This is a genomic window from Novosphingobium aerophilum (assembly GCF_014230305.1).
In the GTDB taxonomy this organism is placed as follows: Bacteria; Pseudomonadota; Alphaproteobacteria; order Sphingomonadales; family Sphingomonadaceae; genus Novosphingobium; species Novosphingobium aerophilum.
The window spans coordinates 1-24,460 of sequence record NZ_JACLAU010000022.1 but is presented as its reverse complement, the minus strand read 5'-3'; the positions used below and the strand labels follow the sequence as shown (position 1 = coordinate 24,460).

The 24,460-nt window shown below is 68.5% G+C and carries 26 protein-coding genes and 1 pseudogene; 10 read left to right on the top strand and 17 right to left on the bottom strand.

Translation table 11 applies throughout. From position 1 onward, the window contains the following. Window positions 1–53: 53 nt before the first annotated feature. Window positions 54–704 (bottom strand): YqaA family protein, encoded by a 651-nt coding sequence (locus H7F49_RS12830; protein ID WP_185683997.1) that lies wholly within the window; start codon window positions 702–704, stop codon window positions 54–56. 215 nt (window positions 705–919) lie between these two features. Here H7F49_RS12830 and H7F49_RS12825 point away from each other — a divergent pair, with 215 nt between their 5' ends. The 4 genes and pseudogenes from H7F49_RS12825 to H7F49_RS12810 all read left to right on the top strand — a co-directional run bounded on the left by H7F49_RS12825 (window position 920) and on the right by H7F49_RS12810 (window position 3,614). Further along, a complete protein-coding gene (locus tag H7F49_RS12825; protein ID WP_185683996.1) occupies window positions 920–1,429 on the top strand; it encodes a hypothetical protein in 510 nt (169 codons plus the stop codon). A 31-nt stretch (window positions 1,430–1,460) separates the two neighbouring features. Further along, a pseudogene (locus H7F49_RS12820) lies at window positions 1,461–1,925 on the top strand (terminase large subunit domain-containing protein); the annotation flags it as partial. Window positions 1,926–2,001: 76 nt separating this feature from the next. Then, the gene (locus tag H7F49_RS12815; RefSeq protein ID WP_328806731.1) at window positions 2,002–2,340 is read left to right on the top strand and encodes a DUF2793 domain-containing protein; all 339 of its coding nucleotides are present in this window, start codon (window positions 2,002–2,004) and stop codon (window positions 2,338–2,340) included. Window positions 2,341–2,513: 173 nt separating this feature from the next. Then, a complete protein-coding gene (locus H7F49_RS12810) occupies window positions 2,514–3,614 on the top strand; it encodes an OmpA family protein (protein WP_185683995.1) in 1,101 nt (366 codons plus the stop codon). Between the two features lie 66 nt (window positions 3,615–3,680). Here the strand turns inward: H7F49_RS12810 and queC are convergent, their stop codons facing one another. The 6 genes from queC to H7F49_RS19905 all read right to left on the bottom strand — a co-directional run bounded on the left by queC (window position 3,681) and on the right by H7F49_RS19905 (window position 8,899). Next, the gene (gene queC, locus H7F49_RS12805) at window positions 3,681–4,376 is read right to left on the bottom strand and encodes a 7-cyano-7-deazaguanine synthase QueC (RefSeq protein WP_185683994.1); all 696 of its coding nucleotides are present in this window, start codon (window positions 4,374–4,376) and stop codon (window positions 3,681–3,683) included. Window positions 4,377–4,385: 9 nt separating this feature from the next. Further along, on the bottom strand, window positions 4,386–4,796 hold the full coding sequence (locus H7F49_RS12800; protein ID WP_235982138.1) for a DUF3617 domain-containing protein: 411 nt from the start codon (window positions 4,794–4,796) through the stop codon (window positions 4,386–4,388). A gap of 129 nt (window positions 4,797–4,925) precedes the next feature. Beyond that, complete coding sequence (gene hslO, locus H7F49_RS12795) at window positions 4,926–5,831, bottom strand: Hsp33 family molecular chaperone HslO (protein ID WP_235982137.1); 906 nt, start codon at window positions 5,829–5,831, stop codon at window positions 4,926–4,928. Between the two features lie 5 nt (window positions 5,832–5,836). After that, window positions 5,837–6,766: an ornithine carbamoyltransferase gene (argF, locus tag H7F49_RS12790; protein ID WP_185683992.1), complete on the bottom strand. Its 930-nt coding sequence runs from the start codon at window positions 6,764–6,766 to the stop codon at window positions 5,837–5,839. Then, complete coding sequence (locus H7F49_RS12785; protein WP_185683991.1) at window positions 6,763–7,953, bottom strand: aspartate aminotransferase family protein; 1,191 nt, start codon at window positions 7,951–7,953, stop codon at window positions 6,763–6,765. Before H7F49_RS12785 ends, argF begins: the two co-directional genes overlap by 4 nt. A 169-nt stretch (window positions 7,954–8,122) precedes the next feature. Then, complete coding sequence (locus tag H7F49_RS19905) at window positions 8,123–8,899, bottom strand: cold-shock protein (protein ID WP_185683990.1); 777 nt, start codon at window positions 8,897–8,899, stop codon at window positions 8,123–8,125. Between the two features lie 236 nt (window positions 8,900–9,135). Here H7F49_RS19905 and H7F49_RS12775 point away from each other — a divergent pair, with 236 nt between their 5' ends. Genes H7F49_RS12775 through H7F49_RS12760 form a run of 4 tightly spaced genes read left to right on the top strand, consistent with a single transcriptional unit; the run spans window position 9,136 to window position 11,727 of the window. Next, window positions 9,136–9,936 carry a TerC family protein gene (locus H7F49_RS12775; protein WP_185683989.1) on the top strand — a complete coding sequence of 267 codons (801 nt, stop codon included), beginning with the start codon at window positions 9,136–9,138 and terminating at the stop codon, window positions 9,934–9,936. A gap of 10 nt (window positions 9,937–9,946) precedes the next feature. Beyond that, the gene (locus tag H7F49_RS12770) at window positions 9,947–10,390 is read left to right on the top strand and encodes a TIGR01244 family sulfur transferase (protein WP_185683988.1); all 444 of its coding nucleotides are present in this window, start codon (window positions 9,947–9,949) and stop codon (window positions 10,388–10,390) included. A 15-nt stretch (window positions 10,391–10,405) separates the two neighbouring features. After that, a complete protein-coding gene (locus H7F49_RS12765; protein ID WP_328806730.1) occupies window positions 10,406–10,849 on the top strand; it encodes a hypothetical protein in 444 nt (147 codons plus the stop codon). Then, the gene (locus H7F49_RS12760) at window positions 10,846–11,727 is read left to right on the top strand and encodes a sterol desaturase family protein (protein ID WP_185683986.1); all 882 of its coding nucleotides are present in this window, start codon (window positions 10,846–10,848) and stop codon (window positions 11,725–11,727) included. The genes H7F49_RS12765 and H7F49_RS12760 overlap by 4 nt, the downstream gene beginning before the upstream one ends. Here H7F49_RS12760 and H7F49_RS12755 read toward each other — a convergent pair. The 10 genes from H7F49_RS12755 to H7F49_RS12710 all read right to left on the bottom strand — a co-directional run bounded on the left by H7F49_RS12755 (window position 11,724) and on the right by H7F49_RS12710 (window position 22,305). Further along, window positions 11,724–12,140 (bottom strand): hypothetical protein, encoded by a 417-nt coding sequence (locus H7F49_RS12755; RefSeq protein WP_185683985.1) that lies wholly within the window; start codon window positions 12,138–12,140, stop codon window positions 11,724–11,726. The two genes, H7F49_RS12760 and H7F49_RS12755, sit on opposite strands and share 4 nt — an antisense overlap. Before the next feature lie 156 nt (window positions 12,141–12,296). Next, on the bottom strand, window positions 12,297–13,793 hold the full coding sequence (locus H7F49_RS12750; RefSeq protein WP_185683984.1) for an ammonium transporter: 1,497 nt from the start codon (window positions 13,791–13,793) through the stop codon (window positions 12,297–12,299). A gap of 29 nt (window positions 13,794–13,822) precedes the next feature. Beyond that, entirely contained in the window at window positions 13,823–14,161 is a 339-nt protein-coding gene (locus H7F49_RS12745) for a P-II family nitrogen regulator (protein ID WP_185680705.1), read from the bottom strand. Between the two features lie 169 nt (window positions 14,162–14,330). Further along, window positions 14,331–15,047, bottom strand: coding sequence for an endonuclease/exonuclease/phosphatase family protein (locus H7F49_RS12740; protein ID WP_185683983.1), 717 nt, complete (start codon window positions 15,045–15,047; stop codon window positions 14,331–14,333). A gap of 166 nt (window positions 15,048–15,213) precedes the next feature. Next, the gene (locus H7F49_RS12735; protein WP_185683982.1) at window positions 15,214–16,755 is read right to left on the bottom strand and encodes a peptide chain release factor 3; all 1,542 of its coding nucleotides are present in this window, start codon (window positions 16,753–16,755) and stop codon (window positions 15,214–15,216) included. 260 nt (window positions 16,756–17,015) lie between these two features. After that, window positions 17,016–19,508 carry a phenylalanine--tRNA ligase subunit beta gene (gene pheT / locus H7F49_RS12730; protein WP_185683981.1) on the bottom strand — a complete coding sequence of 831 codons (2,493 nt, stop codon included), beginning with the start codon at window positions 19,506–19,508 and terminating at the stop codon, window positions 17,016–17,018. Between the two features lie 13 nt (window positions 19,509–19,521). After that, the gene (gene pheS, locus H7F49_RS12725) at window positions 19,522–20,634 is read right to left on the bottom strand and encodes a phenylalanine--tRNA ligase subunit alpha (protein ID WP_185683980.1); all 1,113 of its coding nucleotides are present in this window, start codon (window positions 20,632–20,634) and stop codon (window positions 19,522–19,524) included. A 144-nt stretch (window positions 20,635–20,778) separates the two neighbouring features. Continuing rightward, complete coding sequence (rplT, locus tag H7F49_RS12720; RefSeq protein WP_185680710.1) at window positions 20,779–21,138, bottom strand: 50S ribosomal protein L20; 360 nt, start codon at window positions 21,136–21,138, stop codon at window positions 20,779–20,781. Between the two features lie 13 nt (window positions 21,139–21,151). Continuing rightward, entirely contained in the window at window positions 21,152–21,355 is a 204-nt protein-coding gene (gene rpmI, locus H7F49_RS12715) for a 50S ribosomal protein L35 (RefSeq protein WP_054531242.1), read from the bottom strand. Window positions 21,356–21,522: 167 nt separating this feature from the next. Next, the gene (locus H7F49_RS12710) at window positions 21,523–22,305 is read right to left on the bottom strand and encodes an inositol monophosphatase family protein (protein WP_185683979.1); all 783 of its coding nucleotides are present in this window, start codon (window positions 22,303–22,305) and stop codon (window positions 21,523–21,525) included. 167 nt (window positions 22,306–22,472) lie between these two features. On the opposite strand from H7F49_RS12710, the gene H7F49_RS12705 reads away from it, so the two are divergent. Both H7F49_RS12705 and H7F49_RS12700 read left to right on the top strand, forming a co-directional pair. Further along, entirely contained in the window at window positions 22,473–23,417 is a 945-nt protein-coding gene (locus H7F49_RS12705) for a helix-turn-helix domain-containing protein (protein ID WP_185683978.1), read from the top strand. A 305-nt stretch (window positions 23,418–23,722) separates the two neighbouring features. After that, the coding region (locus H7F49_RS12700) for an outer membrane protein (RefSeq protein ID WP_185683977.1) at window positions 23,723–24,460 on the top strand (738 nt) is incomplete at its 3' end.

Genomic DNA, 24,460 nt, shown 5'->3' with positions numbered 1-24,460 from the left:
GCGAGGCAGGCCTTCCTGTCAATCCGTGGCGGGTCCCGCCGGTTCCGGAGAGGCTAGCGGGACGGGGGCACCAGGCTGATCGCGGTCACGCTGTCGCACTTCGATCCGGGGCGATGGGTGCCGCCTTCCAGCAGGGTGACCGCCGCGAAGCCGGCCAGCACCAGTGCCACGAAGCCGATGGTGACCAGGGCCAGGTACTTGTCGATGAAAGCCTTGATCGGCGCACCGAACAGGCGGAACAGCACGCCCACGATCATGAAGCTGATCGCCCGGCTGGCCAGGCTGGCGAGCAGGAAGGTGCCCAGCGGCATGGCGATGAAGCCGGCGGTGATGGTCAGCAGCTTGAACGGGATCGGGGTCGCCCCCTTGACCACGAAGATCCAGAAGCCCGTCTCGCGCAGGTAGCAGGCCGCCTTGGGAAAGCTCCGCTCCAGGCCCAGCCAGTGCAGCAGTTGCGCGCCGATGGCCTCGTAGAGGAAGTGGCCGATGGCATAGCCGAGCAGGCCCCCCGCGACCGAGGCGAGGGTGGCGATCGCCGCGAAGCGCAGGGCCTTGCGCGGCTCGGCCAGGCACATCACGCCGAGCAGCGGGTGCGGCGGGACCGGGAAGAAGCTCGCCTCGACAAAGGCGAACAGCGCCAGCCATGCCTCGGCCCGGCGATCGGCGGCCTTGGCCAGGGTCCAGTCGTAGAGGCGGCGCAGCATTCCCGGGCTCCCGTGATGATCGCCTCCGCCATAGGGGCGCGGCAGGAACCCCGCAAGCCGGCACAATATAACCTATTTGGTGAAATGGCTTGACATCGTCACGCTGTTTCGGTACATAAACGGAACATCGCGATAGTCCGAGTCGCTCCGGCCTCTCCCGGCCCTTCCGCCTGTCGCCTCCCGCATCACCCCACCCCGGCTATGGGACCCCCAGCATGACGCACCCCGTCGGTGACGCGCCGCGTCGCCCGTTTCGCCCTGGCGCGCCGCGCAACTGGCGCAGCCAGTTCCTGGCCGCCCTGGCGCAGACGTCGAATGTCACCGCGGCCGCGCAGCAGGCCCAGGTCAGCGTAAGCTGGGTCTACAAGACCAAGCGCGAGGATCGCGATTTCGCCCAGGACTGGCTGGCGGCCCTGTGCGAGGGTTACGACCAGCTCGAGGTCGAGCTGCTGGCCCGCCTGCGCGAGGGCGAGCCGCGGGACGCGACCCGACGCTATGACAATGCCACCGCCCTGCGGCTGCTTCTTGCCCATCGCGACAGCCGCGCCCGGTACATGGCGCAGCAGGATCATGTCTCGGCCGAGGCGGTGCGCGCCTCGATCGAGGAGAAGCTGGCGCGGCTGCGCGACGAAGTGCTCGAACGGGAAGCGATGGAACGGGTGCCGCCGGTGACCCCCTCCGCGGTGCCCGGCAGCCCGGCTGACCGTGAGGCGGCCGGTGCCTGAGCCTGCCTCCGGGGCCGCAAGCCGCGAGGGCATGGGCCCGGTTACCCTCCCCGAGGCGGCGACTCCCGCCTGGTTCCAGTGGCTGAACCGGGCCACCGATGCGGAGAAGTCCAGTCTGGTCGCGCGCATGGACCGGGCCGAGCGCAATCGCTGGCGACGAACCTGGCCGGTCTGGGCGCGGCGGGCGCAGCTGCCTCCGGAGGGGGACTGGCTGCGCTGGCTGATCCTGGCCGGGCGCGGCTTCGGCAAGACCCGGGCCGGGGCCGAATGGGTCCAGGCCATCGCCAGCGCCGATGGCGCGGCGCGGATCGCCCTTATCGGCGCCAGCCTGGGCGAGGCGCGGGCGATCATGGTCGAGGGCGAGAGCGGCCTGCGCCGGATCGCTCCTCCGGGACAGGAACCGCATTACGAAAGCTCGCTGCGCCGGCTGACCTGGCCCAGCGGGGCGCAGGCCACGCTGTTCTCGGCCGGCGAACCCGAATCGCTGCGCGGGCCCCAACACAGTCACGCCTGCGGGCCAGGCGCAGAAGGAGGTCTTCGTCAACCAGGCGCTGTCCGCCCTGGATGGCCTGGTGCACTGCGCCATCGAGGGCGAGGCGGTCGCGCCGCCGGCCGCGGCGGCCGACGGCACCGCCTGGCTCGTGGCCACCGGGGCGAGCGGCGACTGGGCGGGCTGCGATGGCCTGCTGGCGTTGCGCCAGACGGGACAGTGGCTGTTCGCGCCCCCGCGTGACGGGATGCAGGTGCTCGATCGCGGGCGCCGCCAGATGCTGCATCGGGTGGCGGGGACCTGGCGGGCTCCGGCCCGGCCACCGGCCCCGGTCGGCGGCGCCGTGATCGATGTCGAGGCGCGGGCCGCGATCGCCGCGCTTGTTGCGGCCCTGCAACAGTGGGCCGTCTTCCCGGCCTGATTCACGGAACCATTCCCGGACCGACCGGTTTGAGCGGCACACGAGGTCTCTCGTGGCGTTCCGGACAGCCGATGGCCGATTCCGGCGCGTGTCCAGCGTGCCTGCCAGGCATGCGTTCGAACCGACGACTTTTCCGGCCGCGCCCGACGCGGGCGGCAAAAAGGGGAACCATGATGCGTAAACTTGTTCTTGGTCTGGCCATGGCCACCACCGCTCTGGCGGTGCCGGCGCATGCCCGCGACAAGCAGTGGTATGTCGAAGCCGATGCCGGGGCGGTGAAAGCGGAGAACATCTTCAACCTGACCGGTGCCAACAACGACGGCACGCTGGAAACCAAGATCGGCTACGACTTCGGTGGTATCGTCGGCTACGATTTCGGCGGCTTCCGCCTCGAGGCCGAGGCGAGCTATCGCCGGGTCGAGGAAAAGGCCTATCGCAGCCAGGCGTTCAGCTATGCCGACAATCAGGTCGGGGGCGGAGCCGAGGCGCTCAGCTTCATGGCCAACGGCCTGCTCGACTTCGGTCCGGACGACGGCCTGCAGGGCTTCGTTGGCGGTGGCGCCGGGATCGGTCGGGTCAAGAACGCGCTGCTCACGCCCACTGCGGCGATCAATCTGGTCGACAGCGATACCGGCTTCGCGTGGCAGGCCCTGGCGGGGGTGCGTGCGCCGCTGACCAGCAACATCGACGTCGGCCTGAAGTACCGCTTCTACAACCAGGACCACAACGATCTGGTCAACAACGTCGGGCAGAACGTGCGGACCCGCTTCCGCTCGCACTCGCTGCTGGCCACGCTGTCCTTCAATTTCGGGGGTGCGCCGGCCCCGGTCGAGCAGGTCGCCCCGCCGCCGCCGCCGCCTCCGCCTCCCCCTCCGCCGCCGCCGCCGCCCCCACCGCCGCCTCCTCCTCCGCCGGCGCCGGTGTGCAACAAGGGGCCGTACATCGTGTTCTTCGACTGGAACAAGGCTGACGTCACGCCCGAGGCCGCGACGATCCTCGACAGCGCCATCACGGCCTATGGCAACTGCCAGAGTGTCCCGATCATGCTGGCCGGCTATGCCGACCGTTCGGGTTCCACCCAGTACAATGTCGCGCTGTCAGGCCGGCGCAACGAGGCGGTGCAGGCCTATCTGACCGGTCACGGGGTGCCTGCCGCGGCAATCTCGGCCCAGGCGTTCGGCGAAGCCAATCCCCGCGTACCCACGGCGGATGGGGTCCGCGAGCTGCAGAATCGCCGTGTCGAGATCACTTACGGTCCGGGTTCGGGGATGTAGGGACCATCCCAAGATTGGCCACCCACGCGAAAGGGGCCGGAGCGATCCGGCCCCTTTTTCGCAGGGTCAGGCGGCGTACTCGGTCGGATCGACCAGCCCGGCGCGGGCGAAACCGTCCCGGCGCAGCCGGCAACTGTCGCAGACCCCGCAGGCCCGCCCATCCGGCTGAGGATCGTAGCACGACCAGCTCATTCCGGCGTCGAGCCCGAGCCGGGCGGCCTCGGCGGCGATGGCATCCTTGCCCATGTGCTGCAGGGGAGCATGGATGCGGATGGCCGTGCCTTCATCTCCGGCCTTGGTGGCGAGAGTGGCCAGGTGCTGGAACCCGGCGATGAACTCGGGCCGGCAATCGGGATAGCCTGAATAGTCGAGTGCGTTGACCCCGATGACAATGTCCTGCGCACCCAGGGTCTCGGCCCAGGCGAGGGTCAGCGAGAGGAACACCAGGTTCCGGGCGGGCACATAGGTTACCGGAATGCCGGGCCCGACCCCGTCCTTGGGCACCGGAATGTCGTCGGTCAGGGCCGACCCGCCGAACTGGCGCAAGTCCAGTGGCAGCACGACATGGCGGACCACGCCCAGATGCCCGGCGATCCGCGCTGCGGCGTCGAGCTCGCAGCGGTGGCGCTGGTTGTAGTCGATAGTCAGCGCATGGATGCGATAGCCGGCCTCCCGGGCGAGCCCCGCGGCGACCATCGAATCGAGCCCGCCCGACAGGAGGACGACGGCATCGCGCGAGGTTGTTTGTGGCAGCTTGGTCATGCCCCCGGGCTAGTCAGGCCGGCTGGTGCTGGCAACCACTTGTGGTCGGGCCGTCGTCGGGCAATCGCCCACCCGACGCCCCTCGCCGGTCATCACGAAGGGCAGCCCGCCAGCCACACCCTGCGTTTCAAGCTGCAAAAGCTGGCTGCTCTCGCGGCGGATCGTCGTCCGGCCGTAGCCCTTGCCGCGGCAGGTGTACTGCACGCTCGCCGCATCGGGGCTGTTTTCGATCACCAGCCGGTCGCAGGCCAGATCGGGATGCTCCAACTGGATCAGTCGCCAGGGATCGTGCCAGCAGACCCGCCGGCCCGGGCTGCCGTCGCGAAAGCGCAGCTCCCAAAGCCCATCCTGCAGCCTGCCCAGCACCGGCACGTCGGGGGCCACGGCCACCGTGGGTACGGCGGCACCCAGGGCCGCCAAGGTCAGGCTTCCCGGAACCAGCCATCGTGCATGCCAAGTCCCCATCGCGCGGCTCCCGCTCCGACCCACCGCACCCCATATAGGAGCGCACGGCCCTGCGACCAACCGTGTGATGATAGCCGTGAAGCGTTAAACCGGAATTGCGAAGACCTTCGAGCAGAATGCGCAGTCCACGCTGATCGTGCCGGTCTCGTCGCGCATCTCGTCCAGATCGGCGGCGGCGAAGCGCGACAGGACACCCTGGTAATAGTCGACCGAGCAGCGGCAGCCGCGTTCCAGCACGGCGCCGGGATCGATCCGCACCTCGCGCTCATCGTGGAACAGGCGCCAGAGCACCGCCTCCAGCGACAGGTCGGAATCGACCAGCTCGTCGTGGCGCAGCGAACCCGCGATGACGGCGACATGCTCCCAGTCCGGATGATCCATCCGCACGTGCAGACGTTCGCGGCCCTCCTCGCCATCGGGAAGGTGCTGGACCAGCAGGCCGCCGGCCACCGAGGCCTGCGCGGTCGACCGGATTCCGACGCGGATCAGGGTGGGAACCTGCTCGGACTGCGCGAAGTAGCTTTCACAGGCCGCCGCCAGCGAATCTCCCTCCAGCGGAACGATGCCCTGGTACCGTTGGCCGGTCGCCGCCAGATCGAAGGTGATCGCCAGGTAGCCCTTGCCGAACAGGGCATAAAGCGACGGGTTTGCTCCCAGGGCGCTCAACCGCTCGGCGTCGTGGCGGACATAGCCGCGCACTTCACCTGCACGATAGTCGCACACCAGCAAGTCGACGATCCCGCCCTCGGTCTGGGCCTGGACCGTCAGTTGGCTCTCCTCGTCCTTGAGCAGCGAGCCCATCAGCACGGTGAGCACCAGCGCTTCGGCCAGCAGGTGGCGGATGGCCGCGGGATAGGCGTGGGCGCCGAGAATGCGTTCGAGCACGGGGCCCATCCGCACCACCCGGCCCCGGGCATTGCGGCCCGGAACCGTGAAGCCGAGGACCTGATCGTGGCCGGTCTCGGCACTCTCCGGGCTGGCTGGCATCATGTCGCTCACAGTTGGCCAAAGACCCAGCGCAGCACGCTCTTCTGGGCATGGACGCGGTTCTCCGCCTCGTCCCAGACCACGGACTGCGGCCCGTCGATGACCGCATCGGTCACCTCTTCGCCGCGGTGCGCGGGCAGGCAATGCAGGAACAGGGCATCGGCCTTGGCCCGCGCCATCAAGGCCGGGTTGACCTGAAACGGCGTCATGGCGGCCAGCTTGGCCTCGGCATGGGCCTGGCCCATCGAAATCCATGTGTCGGTGACCACCACGTCGGCCCCCGAAACGGCCTCCGCAGCGTCGCGATGGGTGGTCACCCGGGCCCCGGCCGTTGCCGCCGCGGCGGCGAACCGCGGATCGGGATCGTAGCCTTCCGGCACGCCCACCCGGACGTTGAACTTCATCAGGCCGGCGGCCTCGATGATCGAATGCAGCACGTTGTTGCCGTCGCCCACCCAGGCGACTTCAAGCCCGGGCAGCGCCTTGCCGTGTTCGATCACGGTCAGCAGATCGGCCATGATCTGGCACGGATGGGACAGGTCGGTGAGGCCATTGATCACCGGAACGGAGGCCTGGGCCGCCAGTTCCTCGATCTTGGCATGGTCGTCGGTCCGGATCATGACGGCATCGACCATCCGGCTGAGCACCCGGGCCGTATCGGCGATCGATTCGCCCCGCCCCAGTTGCATCCCGCCGGCGTCCATCACGATGGCCGTGCCGCCCAGCTGGCGCATCGCCATGTCGAAGGAAACGCGGGTGCGGGTCGAGTTCTTCTCGAAGATCATGGCCAGCACCCGCCCCGCCAGGGGGGCGTCGGCATCGCTGCAGCCCTTGGGCCAGGCCGCCCGGGCGGCCTTGCGATCGAGCGCGTCGTTCAGCATCGCGGCGACGGCGTCGCCACCGGCGTCGGTCAGGTTGAGGAAGTGCCGGACCGTCATGCCGGTTGCTCCACCTGGTAGCTCGCCGCCGCGGCCGAGAGCTTGTCCATGAACTCGTCGATGTGGCTTTCGTCGATCACCAGCGGCGGCACCAGCCGCAGGGTGTTGTCCCCGGCGGCCACGGTCAAAAGCTGATGATTGTCACGCAGATGGGCGACGAAGGGGCGGGGTTCGCCCTTCATCTTCACGCCCAGCATCAGGCCGCGTCCGCGGACCAGCTCGAACAGCTCCGGATAATTGCCGATGAACTGCTCCAGCCGCGCTCGCAACCGTTCCCCCATGGTGCGAACGTGCTCGAGGAATGCGGGGTTGGCCGCGGCATCAAGCACAGCCTCGCCCGCCGCCATGGCCAGCGGATTGCCGCCATAGGTCGATCCGTGAGTCCCTGCGACCATGCCGCGCGCGGCCTTCTCGGTCGCCAGGCAGGCGCCGAGCGGAAAGCCGCCGCCGATCCCCTTGGCCGTGGCCAGCACGTCGGGCGTGATGCCGTACTGTTCATAGGCATAGAAGCTGCCGGTGCGGCACACCCCGCATTGCACTTCGTCGAGCACGAGCAGCAGGTCATGCTCGTCGCACAGCGCGCGCAGGCCCTGCATGAAGGCGTCGCTGGCCGGGCGGATGCCGCCTTCGCCCTGGACCGGTTCCACGAGGAAGCCGGCGGTGTTGGGCCCGATCAGCGCCCTGGCCGCTTCCAGATCGTCAAACGGAGCATACTTGAAGCCGGGCAGCAGGGGGAGGAAGCCCTTGTGCATCTTCTCCTGGCTCGACGCGCTGATCGTGGCGAGCGTGCGGCCGTGGAAGGCGTTGTTGAAGGTGATCAGTTCGAACTTGTGATCGTTGCCGACGTGCTGGTGATAGGCCCGCGCGGTCTTGATCGCGCATTCCACCGCCTCGGCCCCCGAATTGGTGAAGAACACCGTGTCGGCAAAGGTCAGGTCGACCAGCCGCTGCGCCAGATGCTCGCCCTGCGGGCTGCCGTAGAGGTTGGAGACGTGCATCAGCGTTTCGGCCTGCCGCTGGATCGCGCCGATCAGCCCCGGATGCGAATGGCCCAGGATGTTTACGGCGATGCCCGCGGCGAAGTCCAGGTAGCGGCGGCCGTCCTCGCCGATCAGGTGACAGTGGTCGCCACGAACCGGCCGGAAGCCGCACCGGGGGTACACGGGCATCAGCGGAGAGATCGACATCGAACGGGTCCTTTGCATGCGGGCCAGGCCTGTGGCGCGTGCCTGCCTGGCGAATCGAAAGACGGGAAAGACGCAAACGACAAATGGCGGCCCCGGGTAGGGCCGCCACTTGCGCGCGTTATGTTGTCGCGTGCCTTCGGTCAAATGTCCGAAGGGCGTGCGGGCTGGGTCAACCCTGACGCGGCACGAGGTTGACCGCCGAGTACTTGCCTCGTCGATCGACTTCGATGTCGAACTCCAGTCGGTCGCCCTCGTTCAGGCCCTGCATGCCCGAGCGCTCCACCGCACTGATGTGAACGAAGGCATCGGGCTGCCCGTCGTCACGGGTGATGAAGCCGAAGCCCTTCATCGAGTTGAAGAACTTGACCGTGCCGGTGGCCTTTTCGCCGGTCAGCTGGCGCTGCGGCGCAGCCGGTTCGCGCTTGGCGACCGGGATCACGTCACCCACCACGACCAGATCGGCCGCCGAAATCTTGCCGCCGCGATCGACCAGCGAGAACTCCAGGCCCTGACCCTCGGCCAGGCCTTCGAGGCCGGCCCGCTCGACCGCGCTGATGTGGACGAACACGTCCTCGCCGCCGTCTTCGCGCTGGATGAAGCCGAAGCCCTTCTGGCCGTTGAAGAACTTGACGACGCCCTTGCCCTGGCCAACGACCTGGGCCGGCATTCCGCCGCGATCGCCGCCGCCGAAGCCGCCGCGACCACCGCCGCCGCCACCGCCGCCAAACCCGCGGCCGCCGCCACCGCCGCCGAAGCCGCCGCGATCACCACCGCCGAAGCCGCCACGGCCGCCGCCGCCGCCATATCCGCCGCGGTCGCCACCGAAGCGATCACCGCCGCCGAAACCGCCACGATCACCGCCGCCGTAGAAGGGGTCGAAGCCTTCTTCCCCGAAACCGTCCCGCTTGTCGCGGCCCCTGCCGCGACGTCCTCTATCGAAACCCATAAACCCGAACTTACCTTCGCTTCGCCCCAATCACGATGCCCGGACGGCGCGGACGAAACCCGCCAGGCAACAGGGCCAGCGATTGCGGCTGGCCGCAACCCTCTCCTCTGCATCTTCGGGCATAGCCGAAAATATCCACAAGGGCGAATGGAATCGGACTCACCGAAACAATCGTCTCCGGCGCGGTGCGGGGCTTCTGCTTGTCACGCCGGCATGACCTTGGCAAAAGCCGGGGCATGACCATCATGTCGCTTATTGCCGATCCTTCTGCCTGGGCCGCGCTGGTCACACTGGTCACTCTCGAGATCGTTCTCGGCATCGACAATCTGGTGTTCATCGCCATCCTTTCCAACAAGTTGCCGCCGGAACAGCAGAACAAGGCGCGGCGCCTCGGGCTGGCCCTGGCGCTGGTCATGCGGATTGGCCTGCTCACCCTGATCGGCTGGATCGTGACCCTGCAGGCCCCGCTCTTCGACCTCGGCTTCAGCGGCGCACCGGGTCCTTACGGCGAACCCACCTTCGAGACCGCCTTCTCCGGGCGTGACCTGATCCTGATTGCCGGTGGACTGTTCCTGCTGTGGAAGGCGACCAAGGAGATTCACCACAACATCGACTCGGAGCCGACCAGCGGCGAGCTGCTCGACCATGACAAGGGTGTCGCCCAGATCGCCTTCGGCGCCGCGATTGCCCAGATCATCGCGCTCGACCTGGTGTTCTCGATCGATTCGATCCTGACCGCGGTCGGGATGACCGACGAGGTCCCGATCATGATCACTGCCGTGGTGATCACGGTGGGTCTGATGATGGTCGCCGCCGATCCGCTGTCGCGCTTCATCGAGCGCAACCCCACCCTTGTGATGCTGGCCCTGGCCTTCCTGGTGATGATCGGGCTGGTCCTGATCGCCGACGGCTTCGGGGTGCATATCCCGAAGGGCTATGTCTATGCGGCCATGGGCTTCTCGGCCGGGGTCGAGACGCTGAACATCATCAGCCGCAACCGCCGCGCGAAGGCGCGCGAACGGGCGGCCCAATCGTGAGAACTGCCCGATGACCGGATCCGACTTCCGCGCCCTTGGCGAAGGCATCTACGCCAGCCCCCAGATCGACCTGGCCGATGTCGCCGCGGCGAAGGACCTGGGCATCGCGCTGATCATAAACAACCGCCCGGAGGGCGAGAGCCCGGACCAGATCGCCGGCCCCGACATCGCGGCCGCCGCGCACGCCGCCGGGATCGACTACGTGGCGATCCCGGTGACCCATGCGGGCTTCAGCGAGCCTCAGGTCCAGGCCATGGCGGCCGCGCTCGACGGCGCGCCCGGGCCGGTGCTGGCCTATTGCCGGTCGGGCACGCGGTCGACCCTGCTGTGGGCCCTGGCCCGCGCCGCGCAGGGCGATAGCCCCGACGACCTCGCCATGGCGGCCGCCCGCGCGGGCTATGATCTTGGCCCGATCCGCAGCCTGCTCGACATGCTTGCCGCGCGCTCGGCCTGATCCGTCCAGCCCATGGTGCCAGGCCCGCTCGTTCTTGCCGTGCTGGTCCCGCTCGGCTCGCTGGTCGCGATCGTCGCGCTCAGCCTGCTGGCGCGGAGCCTGGGCCTTGGGGCCGACGTGCGGTTGCGCGATCCCAACGAGGCGCGGGCCCTGGCCCAGGCCGCGGACTGCGCCTTCCGGCCGACCGCGATCAGCCTGGACCGGGCGGGCCTGGGGGCCCTGCTGGCCGATGACGGGGGGCAGGTCATCCTGCTGCGGCGCCACGGGGCCCGGTTCGTCGCCCGCCTGCTGACCAGCCACCAGGGCATCCAACTGGAACGCCAGTTCCTCCGCTTCGCCCTGCCCGAGCCGGGCTTCGAGCCGATCACGCTCGATCTGGGCGCCGAGGCGCAACACTGGGCGGCCAGTCTGCGACGGCTGGGCGATCACGCCGGGGCCCGCAACGAGGGCCTGGCATGACCGGTTTCGATCCCATTCCCTTCGCCATTCCAGGCTTCGTCCTGCTGATCGCGCTGGAGATGGCCTGGGCGCGGCGGCGCGATCCGCTGGCTTACGAGCCGCGCGATACCTTTGTCTCGCTGATGCTCGGACTGGGCAGCGTGGTCGCCGGATTGCTTACTGCCGGGATCGTGCTGGACCTTGGCACCTGGCTTTACGGGTTCCGGTTCGCGACGCTCGGCTGGGTCTGGTGGACCTGGCTGGCCTGCTTCCTGCTGGATGACCTGGCCTATTACCTGTGGCACCGGGCCGCGCACCGGGTGCGGTGGTTCTGGGCTGCCCATGTCAACCACCACTCCAGCCAGCACTACAACCTGTCGACCGCGCTGCGCCAGCCATGGACCGGGTTCCTGTCCGCCTCGTTCGCCTTCCGCCTGCCGATCGTGCTGCTAGGCTTCCCGCCGGCGATGCTGATCACCTGCGGCGCGCTCAACCTGATCTACCAGTTCTGGATCCACACCACGGCGATCGGACGGATGCCCCGCTGGTTCGAAGCGGTGTTCAACACCCCCTCGCACCACCGCGTGCACCATGCGGTCGAGGCGCCTTATCTGGATCGCAACTACGCCGGGGTCCTGATCGTGTGGGACCGCCTGTTCGGCACGTTCCAGCGCGAGCGTGACGATCTGACGATCCATTTCGGGATCGTGCGCCAGCTCGGCACCTTCAATCTCCTGCTGGCCGCCTTCCACGAATGGCTGGCGATCGCCGCCGATGTCTGGCGGGCGCCGTGGCGGGCCAAGCTGGGTTATGTCTTCGGGCCGCCGGGCTGGAGCCATGACGGCAGCCGCCGCTCGTCCGCCGATATCAAGCGCCTGTGGCGTGAGCCCGGGCCTTAGCGCGCCGCGCCCGCTCCGGTCGTGAACACCTCGACCCGCGTCGTCCCGTCGGCGGCACGGGTCACGATCCGGATCAGGGCGAGACGGTCCCCGCGGAACTCCAGATCCTCGATCGCCGCGGCATGCCGGTGCCAGGCCGAGGCGCGGCGCTCTCCATCGGCGCCGATGCGCATCGGCCAGCAGTGCAGGGCTTCCGTCGCGGCTGAAGGGGCCGCGCCCAGCCCGGCCGGAGCGCCCACGTCTCCGGCGCAGCGCAGCACCCATGTGCCGCGGGTCTCGCCGGGCGGGACCACCTGGCGGGATTCGGCCAGGGGCTGACCCAGGGCATAGCCGGGCAGGGGCCGCGCGGCTTGCGGCGGGTCTTCGGTGGCCGGAGCCGTGGCGGACAGCAGCAGGGGGAGAAGCGGCACCATCCTGCAATCATTGCGGATGGCCGGCGATCCCATCAACGAAAATCGGGTCCGGAGCGGCTGGCTCCGGACCCTAGGTGGCGTTCGCAGGAGGAACGTCGGATGGCGGGGTCGAAGGGGAGGAGAGGAGGAACCTCCGACCCCGCCAAGCTCAGCAGATCAGTAGTTGTAGGCGCGCTCGCCGTGCTCGGAGATGTCGAGCCCTTCGCGCTCGGCCTCTTCGGTCGGACGCAGGCCGAACACCTTGTCGACGATGAAGTAGAGCACCGCCGAACCCACACCCGACCAGACGATGGTCAGGAGGACGGCCTTGATCTGGGTCATGACCTGGGCACCCATGTCATAGACACCGGTCGCGGCGGGGAACTGGGTGTAGTCGAAGAAGCCCTGACCCCCCAGCGCCGGGTCGGCGACGATGCCGGTGGCGATCGCCCCGAAGATCCCGCCGACGCAGTGGACGCCGAACACGTCCAGGGTGTCGTCGTACTTCAGCTTGTTCTTCACCACGGCGACGAACAGGTAGCAGACCGGCGAGACGAGCAGGCCCATCACGATCGAGGTCATCGGCGCGGCCAGGCCCGAGGCCGGGGTGATCGCGACCAGACCGGCCACGGCACCCGTCGCGGCGCCCAGCATCGAGGGCTTGCCGTGGTGCAGTTGTTCGATGATCGACCACGAGACCGCTGCGGCGCAGGTGGCGACCATGGTGTTGATGAAGGCCACCGCGGTCACGCCATTGGCTTCCAGGTTGGAGCCGGCGTTGAAGCCGAACCAGCCCACCCACAGCAGGGCGGCGCCGATCATGGTCATGGTCAGCGAGTGCGGCGGGGTGGCTTCCTTGCCGAAGCCGACGCGCTTGCCGATCATGAGGCAGCCGACCAGGCCCGCGATCCCGGCGTTGATGTGCACCACGGTGCCGCCGGCGAAGTCGAGCGCGCCCATGCCCCACAGCAGACCCGTGTCGGTCGGAGCATCCGGCAGGAAGTCCGGACCGGCCCAGTACCAGACCATGTGGGCGATCGGGAAGTAGACCACGGTGAGCCACAGCACCACGAACACGATCAGCGGGGTGAACTTGATGCGTTCGGCGAAGGCGCCGACGATCAACGCCGGGGTGATCATCGCGAAGGTCATCTGGAAGACCACGAAGGCCAGCTCGGGGATGTAGACGTTGTTGGAGAACGTCGCCGCGTAGCTGCTCGAGGTGACGCCCGCGAGGAAGGCCTTCGACAGGCCGCCGATGTAGGGCGAGCCGCCGGTGAACGACAGCGAGTAGCCCCAGCTGGCCCAGACGAGGCCGGCGACGGACACGATCATGAACACCTGCATGCAGACGCTCAGCATGTTCTTGGTGCGCACCAGGCCGCCATAGAACAGGGCGAGGCCGGGGATGCTCATCATCAGCACCAGGGCGGACGAGACCAGCATCCAGGCGGTGTCGCCCTTGTTCGACATGGCGGCGAGCTGGTCGGCCGCGGGGGCCTTGATCAGCGTGGTGGCCGCGGCAGTGGTGGCCGCCTGGGCGGCGGCAGTGGCCGCTTCGGTCGCGGCTTCGGTAGCGTCCTGGGCAAATGCGGCGGTGGCGGCGAAGAGCGAGGCTCCCATCGCGCCGAGGCCCGCGCACAGCTTGCCGATCTTGGCAGTCTTGCGGTTCATGGTGGTTTCCCTCCTGTCGGACACGCCGGTCACAGCGCGGTGTCGCCGGCCTCGCCGGTGCGGATGCGGACCGCTTCGGCCAGGTCGAGCACGAAGATCTTGCCGTCACCGATCGCTTCGGTGCTGGCGACCTGCTGGATCGTTTCGACGATCTGCGGGGCCAGGCTGTCGGCGGCGGCAATCTCGAGCTTCACCTTGGGCAGCATGTTCGTGGAATATTCGGCGCCGCGGTAAATCTCCGTCTGGCCCTTCTGGCGTCCAAAGCCCTTGACCTCGGACACGGTCATCCCTGCGACGCCAATGGCGCCGAGGGCTTCACGCACCTCGTCGAGCTTGAACGGCTTGATGATGGCGATGATGAATTTCATCGGTGCCCCCTGGAAGCCTACCGGTCCCGTCGCCGGCAAAACCCCTACAGCAAGGCCCGTGCCAATTTACCGTTTGCTTGGAATCCTTGCCAAGTTCCAAACGGGCGTGAGGGCGCGGCCGAGTCGTTCCGCCCCGTCGCGCTCGAATCCTGTGCAGCCTGCCTAAAATTCAGGCAGCAGTATCGGTCGGGAGCAACAGGCGCGCGGTCACCGGCAGGTGATCCGATGCGCGGGCCGCCAGCGCGCTGTGATGGACCCGGCTCTCCAGCGTCTGCCACTCGCCCGATGCCACGATCCGGTCGAGCATCGCGATCGGGCGGCGGCTGGGAAAGCTGCGGCCCGGGGCCAGCACCTGCCAGTCGGGGCCGGCGAATTCCCTCAGGCTGCCGCCATGCCGGGACCACTCGTTGAAGTCCCCCATCAGCACGGCCGGGCAGGGCTGGGGGCAGGACCCGACATGGCCGAGCAGCGTGCGCAACTGCTGCCGCCGTCGCAATCCGCTGAGGTCCAGGTGCATGCCGATCACGCGCACCCGCCGCCCGCCCGCCAGCAGGTCGGCGCGCACCGCCCCGCGTGGCTCCAGCGTGGGCAGGGGCACGATCGCCGCGTCCACCACCTCGATCCCGCGGCGGACCAGCAGCGCATTGCCATGCCACCCGATGCTGTCGGGCCGCTGGTTGAGCGGCACGGCCCGCCACGGCGTGTAGTCGTCCAGGGTCTGGCGTGGAATCACGCTGGTGCGCGGCCCGAAGCGCAGGTCCGCCTCCTGCAGCGCGATGACATCGGCGTCGATCTCGCGCAGCACCGCCAGGATCCGGTCCGGATCGCGCCGGCGGTCCAGTCCGACCGCCTTGTGGATGTTGTAGCTGGCGAAGGTGAGCTGCATGGGGCGGGAGAGTAGCGTGGGCGGACCGGGGCCGTCACCCCTCTCCAGGCTTCGCCAGTCGCTTCGCGACAAGCTGCGCCATCCTCTCCCCCGGCGGGGGAGAGGATACGGAGGCTTGGCCGTGCAGCGGCCTAGCCGCAGTTGGAGAGGGGCATCTGCGCTCTCCTCATCGCTCCTTGGTCGCGCTGAACACCAGCTCCGGATTGCGTTCCTGCTGATAGCCCACGTCCCAGGACGATCGCGCCATGAACACCGGGTCGCCGTCGCGGTCCTTGGCCAGGTTGCTCTTGTTGAAATCGGCGAAGGCCTTCAGCGCGGCATCGCTGCCCTTGAGCCAGCGCGCCGTGTCGAACGGCGATTCCTCGAGCACGGCCTCGACCTTGTATTCCGCCTCGAGCCGGCTGATCAGCACGTCGAGCTGGAGCTGGCCGACCACTCCGACGATCCACTGCGCGCCGATCTCCGGGTAGAACACCTGGATCACGCCCTCTTCCGACAGGTCGTCGAGCGCCTTGCGCAGCTGCTTGGTCTTGGTCGGATCCTTCAGCGCGACGCGGCGCAGGATTTCGGGCGCGAAGTTGGGCAGCCCGGTGAAGCGCACGTCGTTCTTCTCGGACAGGGTATCGCCCACCCGCAGGGTGCCGTGGTTGGGGATGCCGATGATGTCGCCGGCCTCGGCGGTGTCGGCAATCTCGCGGTCCTGCGCGAAGAACAGGATCGGCGAATGGACCGCGATCGGCTTGCCCAGCCCCGAGGGGGTGAGCTTCATGCCCCGCTTGAACGTGCCCGAAACCATCCGCATGAAGGCGATCCGGTCCCGGTGCTGGGGGTCCATGTTGGCCTGGACCTTGAACACGAAGCCGGTCACGTCGGCCCGCTCGGGGCTGATCGTGCCCTGGTCCGACGATTGCGGTCGCGGCGGCGGGGCGAAGCGGGCGATCGCGTCGATCAGTTCGGCCACGCCGAAGTTCTTGAGCGCGGAACCGAAGTAGACCGGGGTCAGATCGCCATGGCGATAGGCCTCCAGATCGAATTCGGGATAGCCGGCCTGGCCCAGCTCGATCTCCTCGGCGATCTCCGGCGGGATCTCCATCGCCTCGCGCTTGCCCAGGAACTCGCGGCTGTCGCCCTCGGGCCGGCTGACCAGACCGGTGGCGAAATCGAGCACGCCCTGGAAGGTGCCGCCCATGCCCACCGGCCAGGACATCGGCACCACGTCGAGCGCGAGGGCATCGGCCACCTCGTCCAGCGTCTCGAACACCGCGCGGCCTTCGCGGTCGACCTTGTTGACGAAGGTGATGATCGGCACCGAGCGCATCCGGCAGACCTCGAACAGCTTGCGGGTCTGCGGCTCGATGCCCTTGGCCGCGTCGATCACCATGATCGCCGAATCGACCGCGGTGAGCGTGCGGTAGGTGTCCTCCGAGAAGTCCTCGTGGCCCGGGGTGTCGAGCAGGTTGAAGGTGATGTCGCGCCCGTCGTCGAACACCTTGCGGAAGGTCATGACCGAGCTGGTCACGGAGATGCCGCGCTGCTGTTCGATCTTCATCCAGTCCGACCGGGCGCGCCGGGCCTGCCCACGCGCCTTGACCTCGCCGGCCAGATGGATCGCGCCGCCCTGCAGCAGCAGCTTCTCGGTCAGCGTGGTCTTGCCCGCGTCCGGGTGGGAGATGATCGCGAAGGTGCGGCGCGAGGATGGGGTGGTCATGGCCGCGCCGTTAGGGGGATTCGGACGGAAAAGCGAGGGGGTGGGCAGGGCGGGTGCCAGGAACTGGCACTCCGGGCCGCCCGCCATGCACGAAACTCTCGTCACCCTGAACTCGTGTCAGGGTCCATGTCGCCCCAAGCGCGAAGCTTGCACGCTTCGGACCGGGTCTCGCGATCTTGCCCAGCCTGGCGCCCCGCCGCCCGACGGATCCTGAAACACGTTCAGGATGACGCCGTCTTGAGGGTGAAGAGCGACCGGCCTCAGCCGCGCAGCACGGCTCCAAGCTTGGCCGCCGCCGCCGTCACCTTGTCGGCGATGGCCTTGAGGTCGGCCTCGGCATAGCTTTTCTCGACGGGCTGCAACGTCACCTCGACCGCCAGCGACTTCTGCCCCTCGGGCACGCCCTGGCCGCGGAAATCGTCGAACAGGCGCGCGCTGACGATGTTGGCCTTGTCGGCCCCCTTGACCGCACGGACCAGGTCACCGGCCGGCTTGTCGGCCGCGACCAGGAAGGCGAAGTCGCGGGTCACGGGCTGCAGCGCCGGCGGGGCGTAGCCGGGGCGGGCGAAGCCGACCGCACCGCGCTTCGCCGGGATGGCATCCAGGAACAGCTCGGCTACGGCGATCGGACCGGACAGGTCGAAGGCCCTGGCCGTGGCCGGATGGAGCAGGCCGAAGCGGGCGAGCACGGTCTTGGGGCCCAGCCGCAGCGTGGCCGACTGACCCGGGTGGAACTGCGGCCCGGCCTCGCCCATGACCTGCAGGTTGTCGACCGGCGCACCGGCCTCGGCCAGCAGGGCCAGGGCCTCGGCCTTGGCGTCGAAGGCATCGAAGGGCTGGGCCTTGCCCGTTGCCCAGCCGCGTACGGTGCGCTCGCCAGCCAGCACCACGCCCAGCGTCAGGCGCTCGTCGCTCGTCCCCTCGGCGCCGCGCAGATAGCGGCGGCCGATCTCGAACAGCCGCAGCGATCCTGCGCCGCGATCAAGATTGCGCCGCGCGGCCGAGAGCAGCCCGGGTAGCAGCGAGGGGCGCATCGCCTTCATGTCCTCGCTGATCGGGTTGTCGAGCACCCACAGCGGCGATTCCCGCTCATCCTGGGCCTGTCGAAGGACAAAGGCCTGCGCCTCGCTCACCGGCAGGAAGGACCAGGTCACGGCCTCGTTCAGCCCGCGCGCGGCGGCGGCGCGGCGCACGCGCCGTTCCAGCTTCTGCGCCGGGGTCGCGGTCGGCCGGGCCACGCCATCGGCGCGCGGCAGGGGGACGGACTCGATGTTGTCGAGCCCCCAGATCCGGACAACCTCCTCGACCAGGTCGGGCGCGCCGACCACGTCGGGGCGCCAGCCGGGCGCGGTGACGGTCCAGTCCTCGCCCACACTGAAGCCCAGCGCTTCCAGAATGCGACGCTGCTCTCCGGCGGGGATCGCCACCCCGCCCAGGGTCTCGGCCAGCGCGGGGTCATAAGCCACCACGGCGGTGTCGCGCGGCGCGGTGCCGGCGCGGACCACGTCCGACGCTTCGCCCCCGCAGGTCTCGAGGATCAGCCGGGTGAGCAGTTCCAACCCCGTATCGAGGAACAGCGGATCGACCCCGCGCTCGAACCGGCTGCGTGCATCCGAGGTGAGGTTGAGTGCGCGGCCCGTCGCCCCGATCCGCTCGGGATCGAAATAGGCCACCTCCAGCAGCACGTCGGTGGTCGTGTCCGAACAGCCCGAATGCTCGCCGCCCATGATCCCGGCGATGTCGTGCACCCCGGCCGCGTCGGCGATCACGGTCATCTCGGGGGTGAGGGCATAGGTCTTGCCATTGAGCGCCAGGCAGGTCTCGCCCTCGCGCGCACGGCGGGCGACGACCGCGCCGGTGAGCTTCGCGAGGTCATAGGCATGGGCCGGGCGGCCGAAGCCCAGCATCACGTAGTTGGTCAGATCGACCAGCGCCGAGATCGGGCGCTGCCCCGCGCTCTTCAGCCGGTCCTGCAGCCACTGCGGCGAGGGGCCGTTGGTCACGCCCTTGATGACGCGGCCATGGAAGGCGGGGCAGCCTTCGGGATCGTCGGTGCGGATCTCGGTGGGGCAGGGGAAGCTTGGCGCGTGGCCTTCGACAGGCTCAGGCTGAGCGGAGGTTGTGTTTGTTTCAATCCCCAGACCCGCTCGGGCTGAGCCTGTCGAAGCCCGCGCACCGACCTCGACCGACCGCAGCGCCCCAAGCCCCGCCGCCGCGAGGTCGCGGGCGATGCCGTAGACGCCCATGCAGTCGGGCCGGTTGGGGGTGATCGCCACGTCGAACACCGGATCGGCGCCATGGTATTGGGCGAAGGGTGTGCCGATCGGGGCGTCCGCGGGCAGTTCGATGATCCCGTCGTGATCCTCGCCCAGCTCCAGCTCGCGGGTCGAGCACATCATCCCGTTGGATTCGACCCCACGCACCGCGGCAACCTTCAGCACCATGCCGTTCACCGGCACGGTCGCGCCCGGCAGGCCGAGCACGCCGACCAGACCGGCGCGGGCATTGGGCGCGCCGCAGACCACCTGCAGCGGATCGCCTTCCCCGGTGTCGACGGTCAGCACCTGCAGCTTGTCGGCATTGGGGTGCGGCGCGGCGGTGAGCACCCTGGCGACGCGGAAGCCGGCCAGCTTCGCGGCGGGATCCTCGATCCCCTCCACTTCCAGCCCGATGGCGTTCAGCGCGGCGGCGATCTCGGCAACGGAAGCCTCGGTATCGAGGTAGTCCTTGAGCCAGGTGAGCGAGAACTTCATGAAACCTTGCTCCTTACGCCGGAGTGCCGACGCCGCCCGACAGGGTCGGCACGTCGAGCGCGGAGAAACCGTAGTGCGCCAGCCAGCGCTGGTCGCCGTCGAAGAAGGCGCGCAGATCGTCCATGCCGTACTTGAGCATGGCGAGCCGATCGACGCCGATGCCGAAGGCGAAGCCCTGCCATTCGTCCGGGTCGAGCCCGCCGAATTCGATCACCTTGCGGTTGACCATCCCGCTGCCGAGCAGCTCCATCCAGCCGTGGCCGGGGGCATCGCCCGAACCGCCCAGCACCCGCCGACTCTTGCCGTCCGGCCCGCTGAGCAGCGCGAAGCCCACGTCGACCTCGACCGATGGCTCGGTGAAGGGGAAGTAGCTGGGGCGCAGGCGCAGGACGATATCGTCGCGCTCGAAGAAGGCCTTGAGGAAGGTCTCCAGCGTCCACTTCAGGTGGCCGAGGTGGATCCCCTTGTCGATCACGATGCCTTCCACCTGGTGGAACATCGGGGTGTGGGTGGCGTCGCTGTCCGAGCGGTAGACGCGGCCTGGGGCGATGATCCGCAGCGGGGCGCCATGCTGCAGCATCGACCGGATCTGCACCGGCGAGGTGTGGGTGCGCAGCAGCATCTTCCCGCCGGCGGGCGAGGCGTCGGGGAAGTAGAAGGTGTCATGCATCGCCCGCGCCGGATGGCTTTCCGGCATGTTGAGCGCGGTGAAGTTGTGCCAGTCGTCCTCGATCTCGGGCCCGGTCGCCACGGCGAAGCCCAGGTCGGCGAAGATCTCGGCCAGTTCGTCCATGACCTGGCTGACCGGGTGGACCGTGCCGCGCGGCGCCTCGGGCGCGGGCAGGGTCAGGTCGACCGTCTCGGCGGCGAGCCGGGCCTCGAGCGCGGCGCTCTCCAGCGCGGCCTTGCGTTCGGCCAGCGCCGTGGTGACGCTCTCGCGCAGGGCGTGAATCTGCGGGCCGACGCTCTGGCGTTCCTCGGGGCTCATCGCACCCAGCGTCTTGAGCAGGCCGGAAATCGACCCCTGCTTGCCCAGGAAGGCGACACGCAGCCGTTCGACGCTGTCTAGGTCCTCGGCGGCGGCGATCTGCGCCAGCGCGTCCTGTCCGGTTGCTGCGGTGTTCACGGGGTTCCCATCTCTTGCGGATACCTGGTCAGGCGTGGGCCTTTAGTGCGTCCGGCGCGGGGGGGCAACCGCGCCGCCCGCCCATGAGAAAGGGCGCGGACATCGCTGCCCGCGCCCTTCCGGTCTCGTGGCTCTGGCGCGGGCTCAGGCCGGCAGCGCGGCCTTGGCCTGGGCGATCACGGCGCTGAACACCCCGCCTTCGTTCATCGCCAGATCGGCCATGGCCTTGCGGTCGAGCTCGATGCCCGCCAGCTTGGTGCCGTGGATGAACTGCGAATAGGTCAGGCCCTCGGCCCGGACCGCCGCGTTGATGCGCTGGATCCACAGGGCGCGGAAGCTGCGCTTCTTAACCTTGCGATCGCGGTAGGCATACTGGCCGGCCTTTTCGACCGCCTGACGGGCAACGCGAATCGTGTTCTTGCGACGGCCGCGATAGCCCTTCGCCTGATCCAGAATGCGCTTGTGCTTGGCACGGGTGGTAACACCCCGCTTGATACGGCTCATAAGTCAGCGCTCCTCAGTTCAGCCCGTAGGGCGCCCACTTCTTGATCACCTTCGCGTCAGCGTCGGAGATCACGTCGGTGCCGCGATTCTGGCGGATATACTTGCCATTGTGGCTGATCAGGCGGTGGCGCTTGCCAGCCACACCGTGCTTCACCTTGCCGGTGGCGGTGAGCTTGAAGCGCTTCTTCACGCCGCTCTTCGTCTTGAGCTTGGGCATTTTCGTCTCCTTGGTTCGAGACACGTCCGATCCGCCATGGCAGCCCTAGATAGCCAGGCGGACCATCGATTCCGTGTCAATGAAGGGCGGCCCCTTAGGCGGGAACGCAGCACAAGGCAAGGGTTTCGGGCCAACGGCTTCGCCCGGATGCCGCATGGCCAGCCGGGTCAGTGGTTGCAACCGAGCGCCTCGACCACGTCCTCCAGCCGGGCCGGATCGCCCAGTGCCAGGACATGGCCGCTCGATCCGGCGTGGAGCGGCTCGCCGGTCCAGTCGCACATGGTGCCGCCGGCGCCTTCGACCACCGGCACCAGCGCGGCCCAGTCATGCAGCTTGAGATTGGCCTCGCAGACCAGATCGACCTGCCCGCTGGCGAGCATCGCGTAGTTGTAGCAGTCCCCGCCCATGACCATCCGGCGATGGTCGGTCCGCGCCGCCAGGGCCATGAAGTGGGCGCCGTCATGATCGTCGAAATAGTGCGGCCCGGTGGTGGCGATCGTCGCATCGCCCAGGGCCCGGCACGCTCTGGTGCGCACCTCCCGGCCGTTGAGCGTCGTGGGCCGGCCGCTGGCCCCGATCCAGCGTTCGCCCAGGATCGGCTGGTCGATGATCCCCAGCACCGGCCAGCCTTCGATCACCAGGGCGATCAGGGTGCCGAAGATCGGCCGTCCGGCGAGGAACCCGGCCGTGCCGTCGATCGGATCGAGCACCCAACTGCGGCCGGACGTCCCGGCCGTGGCGCCGAACTCCTCGCCGATGATCGTGTCGCGCGGGACCTCGGCGGTCAGGATGCGGCGCATCGCCTCCTCGGCGGCGCGGTCGGCCAGGGTCACCGGCGAGGCGTCGGGTTTGCGTTCGGCCCCCGATTCGGTCCGGAAATAGGGGCGGATGGCAGCGCCGGCGGCCTCGGCGAGGCGGATGGCGAGAGCGATGTCGGCGTCGAGCTTCATGGGGGCGGTTGTGCCGCCGCAGCAGGTCCGCGGTCAAGCGCGCCATTAACCACAACGAATGGCGGATATCCGCGGGTTTGGGCTTGTCAGCCGGTCTATCGCGGGTAGGTTGCGCTGATCGAAAGTAAGGGTCGCAGCCAGGCAGGGCTTGCACCTGGTGGGGGGCTATGCGCAAACGGACACTCCCGGCAGTCGACACGGCGATCGCGCCTGCCCATGGGGTGACCCGCGGGGGGCAGCCCTTGTCCTACAACCGGGCTCCGGCGCCGGACCTGGCGCCGTGGATCGGCCGGCTCTATGCCACCGTGGTCGAAGCGCCCGAGGGTCATCACACCGTCTGCGGCCTGTTCAACGATGTGGCCACCATCCGCATCCAGTTGCGCGGGCAGTGGACCGCCGAGACCGCCGAAGGGCCGAAGGCCTATGGCCGGGCGGCGCTGTTCTTCGGCCCGCAATCGCGGCGCATGCCAGTGACGGTGACGGGCAGCTTCGTCAGCATCGGCCTCGCCCTGCGTCCCGGCAGCGGCTATGCGGTGCGCGGCGTCAACGCGGTCGATTATGTCGACAAGCTGTTGTTCTGCGATGAACTGCGCCTGCCCGGCGAACAGGCCCTGGCGCAGTTGGACCCGCAGGCCGACCCCGAAACCTGGCTGCTTCAGCTTGAAAGCGTGATCCGGGCCGTGGTCAATGAGCCGGGGGTGCAGCGACCCGATCCGGTCAGCGCCCGCTTCGAGGCGCTGGCCTTCACCGATCCGGCCGCGAGCGTCGCCGACTTCGCGCAGGAGTGCGGCATTACCCAGCGCCAGTTGGAGCGGATCGTGCGGCGCGATTTCGGCATGCCGCCCAAGCAGGTCCTGCGCCGGGCGCGGGCGCTGGACATGGCCAGTCACCTGCGCGGCGTGGCCGACCAGGCCGAGGCCGAGGAACTGGCGCTGCGCTATTACGATCAGAGCCACCTGATTCGAGAGTTCACCGCCCTGTTCGGCATGTCGCCGACCCAGTTCGTCGCCAGGCCCCAGCCGATCCTGACCCTCACGCTCGAATCACGGCAGGCGCGGCGGCTCGAACTGATGAACCGCCTGGAGCCGGGCGCGCCCCGACCCTGGGAGTAACCCGCCCAGGGACCGGGAACTGCTGTTGCGCTTTTGCAACTTGCCGGTACCAATCATGGTAAATTCTGCATTCACGGATCGCGTCGCGATCGGCTGGTGGCATCCGTGCGAGCCGTGAGCCAGGGGGGTAGGAGCCAAGAATAGCGCCGTTCCCGCGAAATCATGACGGCGTGCTGATCGTTTTTGCTGGTCTCGCCGTGTCCATTTGGACATGCCTCAGAACCGATGCGCAACACATATGGCATTGCAACCAAATTGTAGGACCGCTAGTGAGGTGCCAGATTCCTTAGTCTCATGAGGGGACCATGAAAAAACTCGCATTGCTTTCCGCCGTTGCTGCAGCGGCTCTCGTCACTCCCGCCCAGGCTCGCGACAAGCAGTGGTATGTCGAAGCCGATGCCGGCGCCATGAAGGCTGAAGACATCTTCAACCTGACCGGCCGGAACAACGACGGCACCCTGAAGATCAAGGGCGGCTACGACTTCGGCGGCATCGTCGGCTACGACTTCGGCGGGTTCCGTCTCGAAGCCGAGGCGAGCTATCGCCGCGGCGAAGAAGGCAGCTACAGCAGCAATGCCATCAGCTACACCAGCGCTCAAATCGGCGGCGGCGCCGAGGCGCTGAGCTTCATGACCAACGGCCTGCTCGATTTCGGGCCGGACAATGGTCTGCAGGGCTTCATCGGTGCCGGTATCGGCGTGGGTCGCGTCAAGAATGCGCTGCTCACCCCGAACCCGTCGCTCAGCCTGGTTGACAGCGACACCGGTCTCGCCTGGCAGGCCCTCGCTGGTATCCGCGCGCCGATCAGCGATCACTTCGACGTCGGTCTGAAGTATCGCTTCTTCAACCAGAACGGCAACGATCTGGTGAACAACGCCGGCCGCAACGTCCGCACCCGGTTCCGCTCGCACTCGCTGCTGGCGACCATCGCGTACAACTTCGGTGGCGCTCCGGCCCCGGTCGAGCCGGCTCCGCCGCCGCCGCCCCCGCCGCCGCCCCCGCCGCCGCCGCCTCCGCCCCCGCCGCCTCCGCCGCCGCCGGCT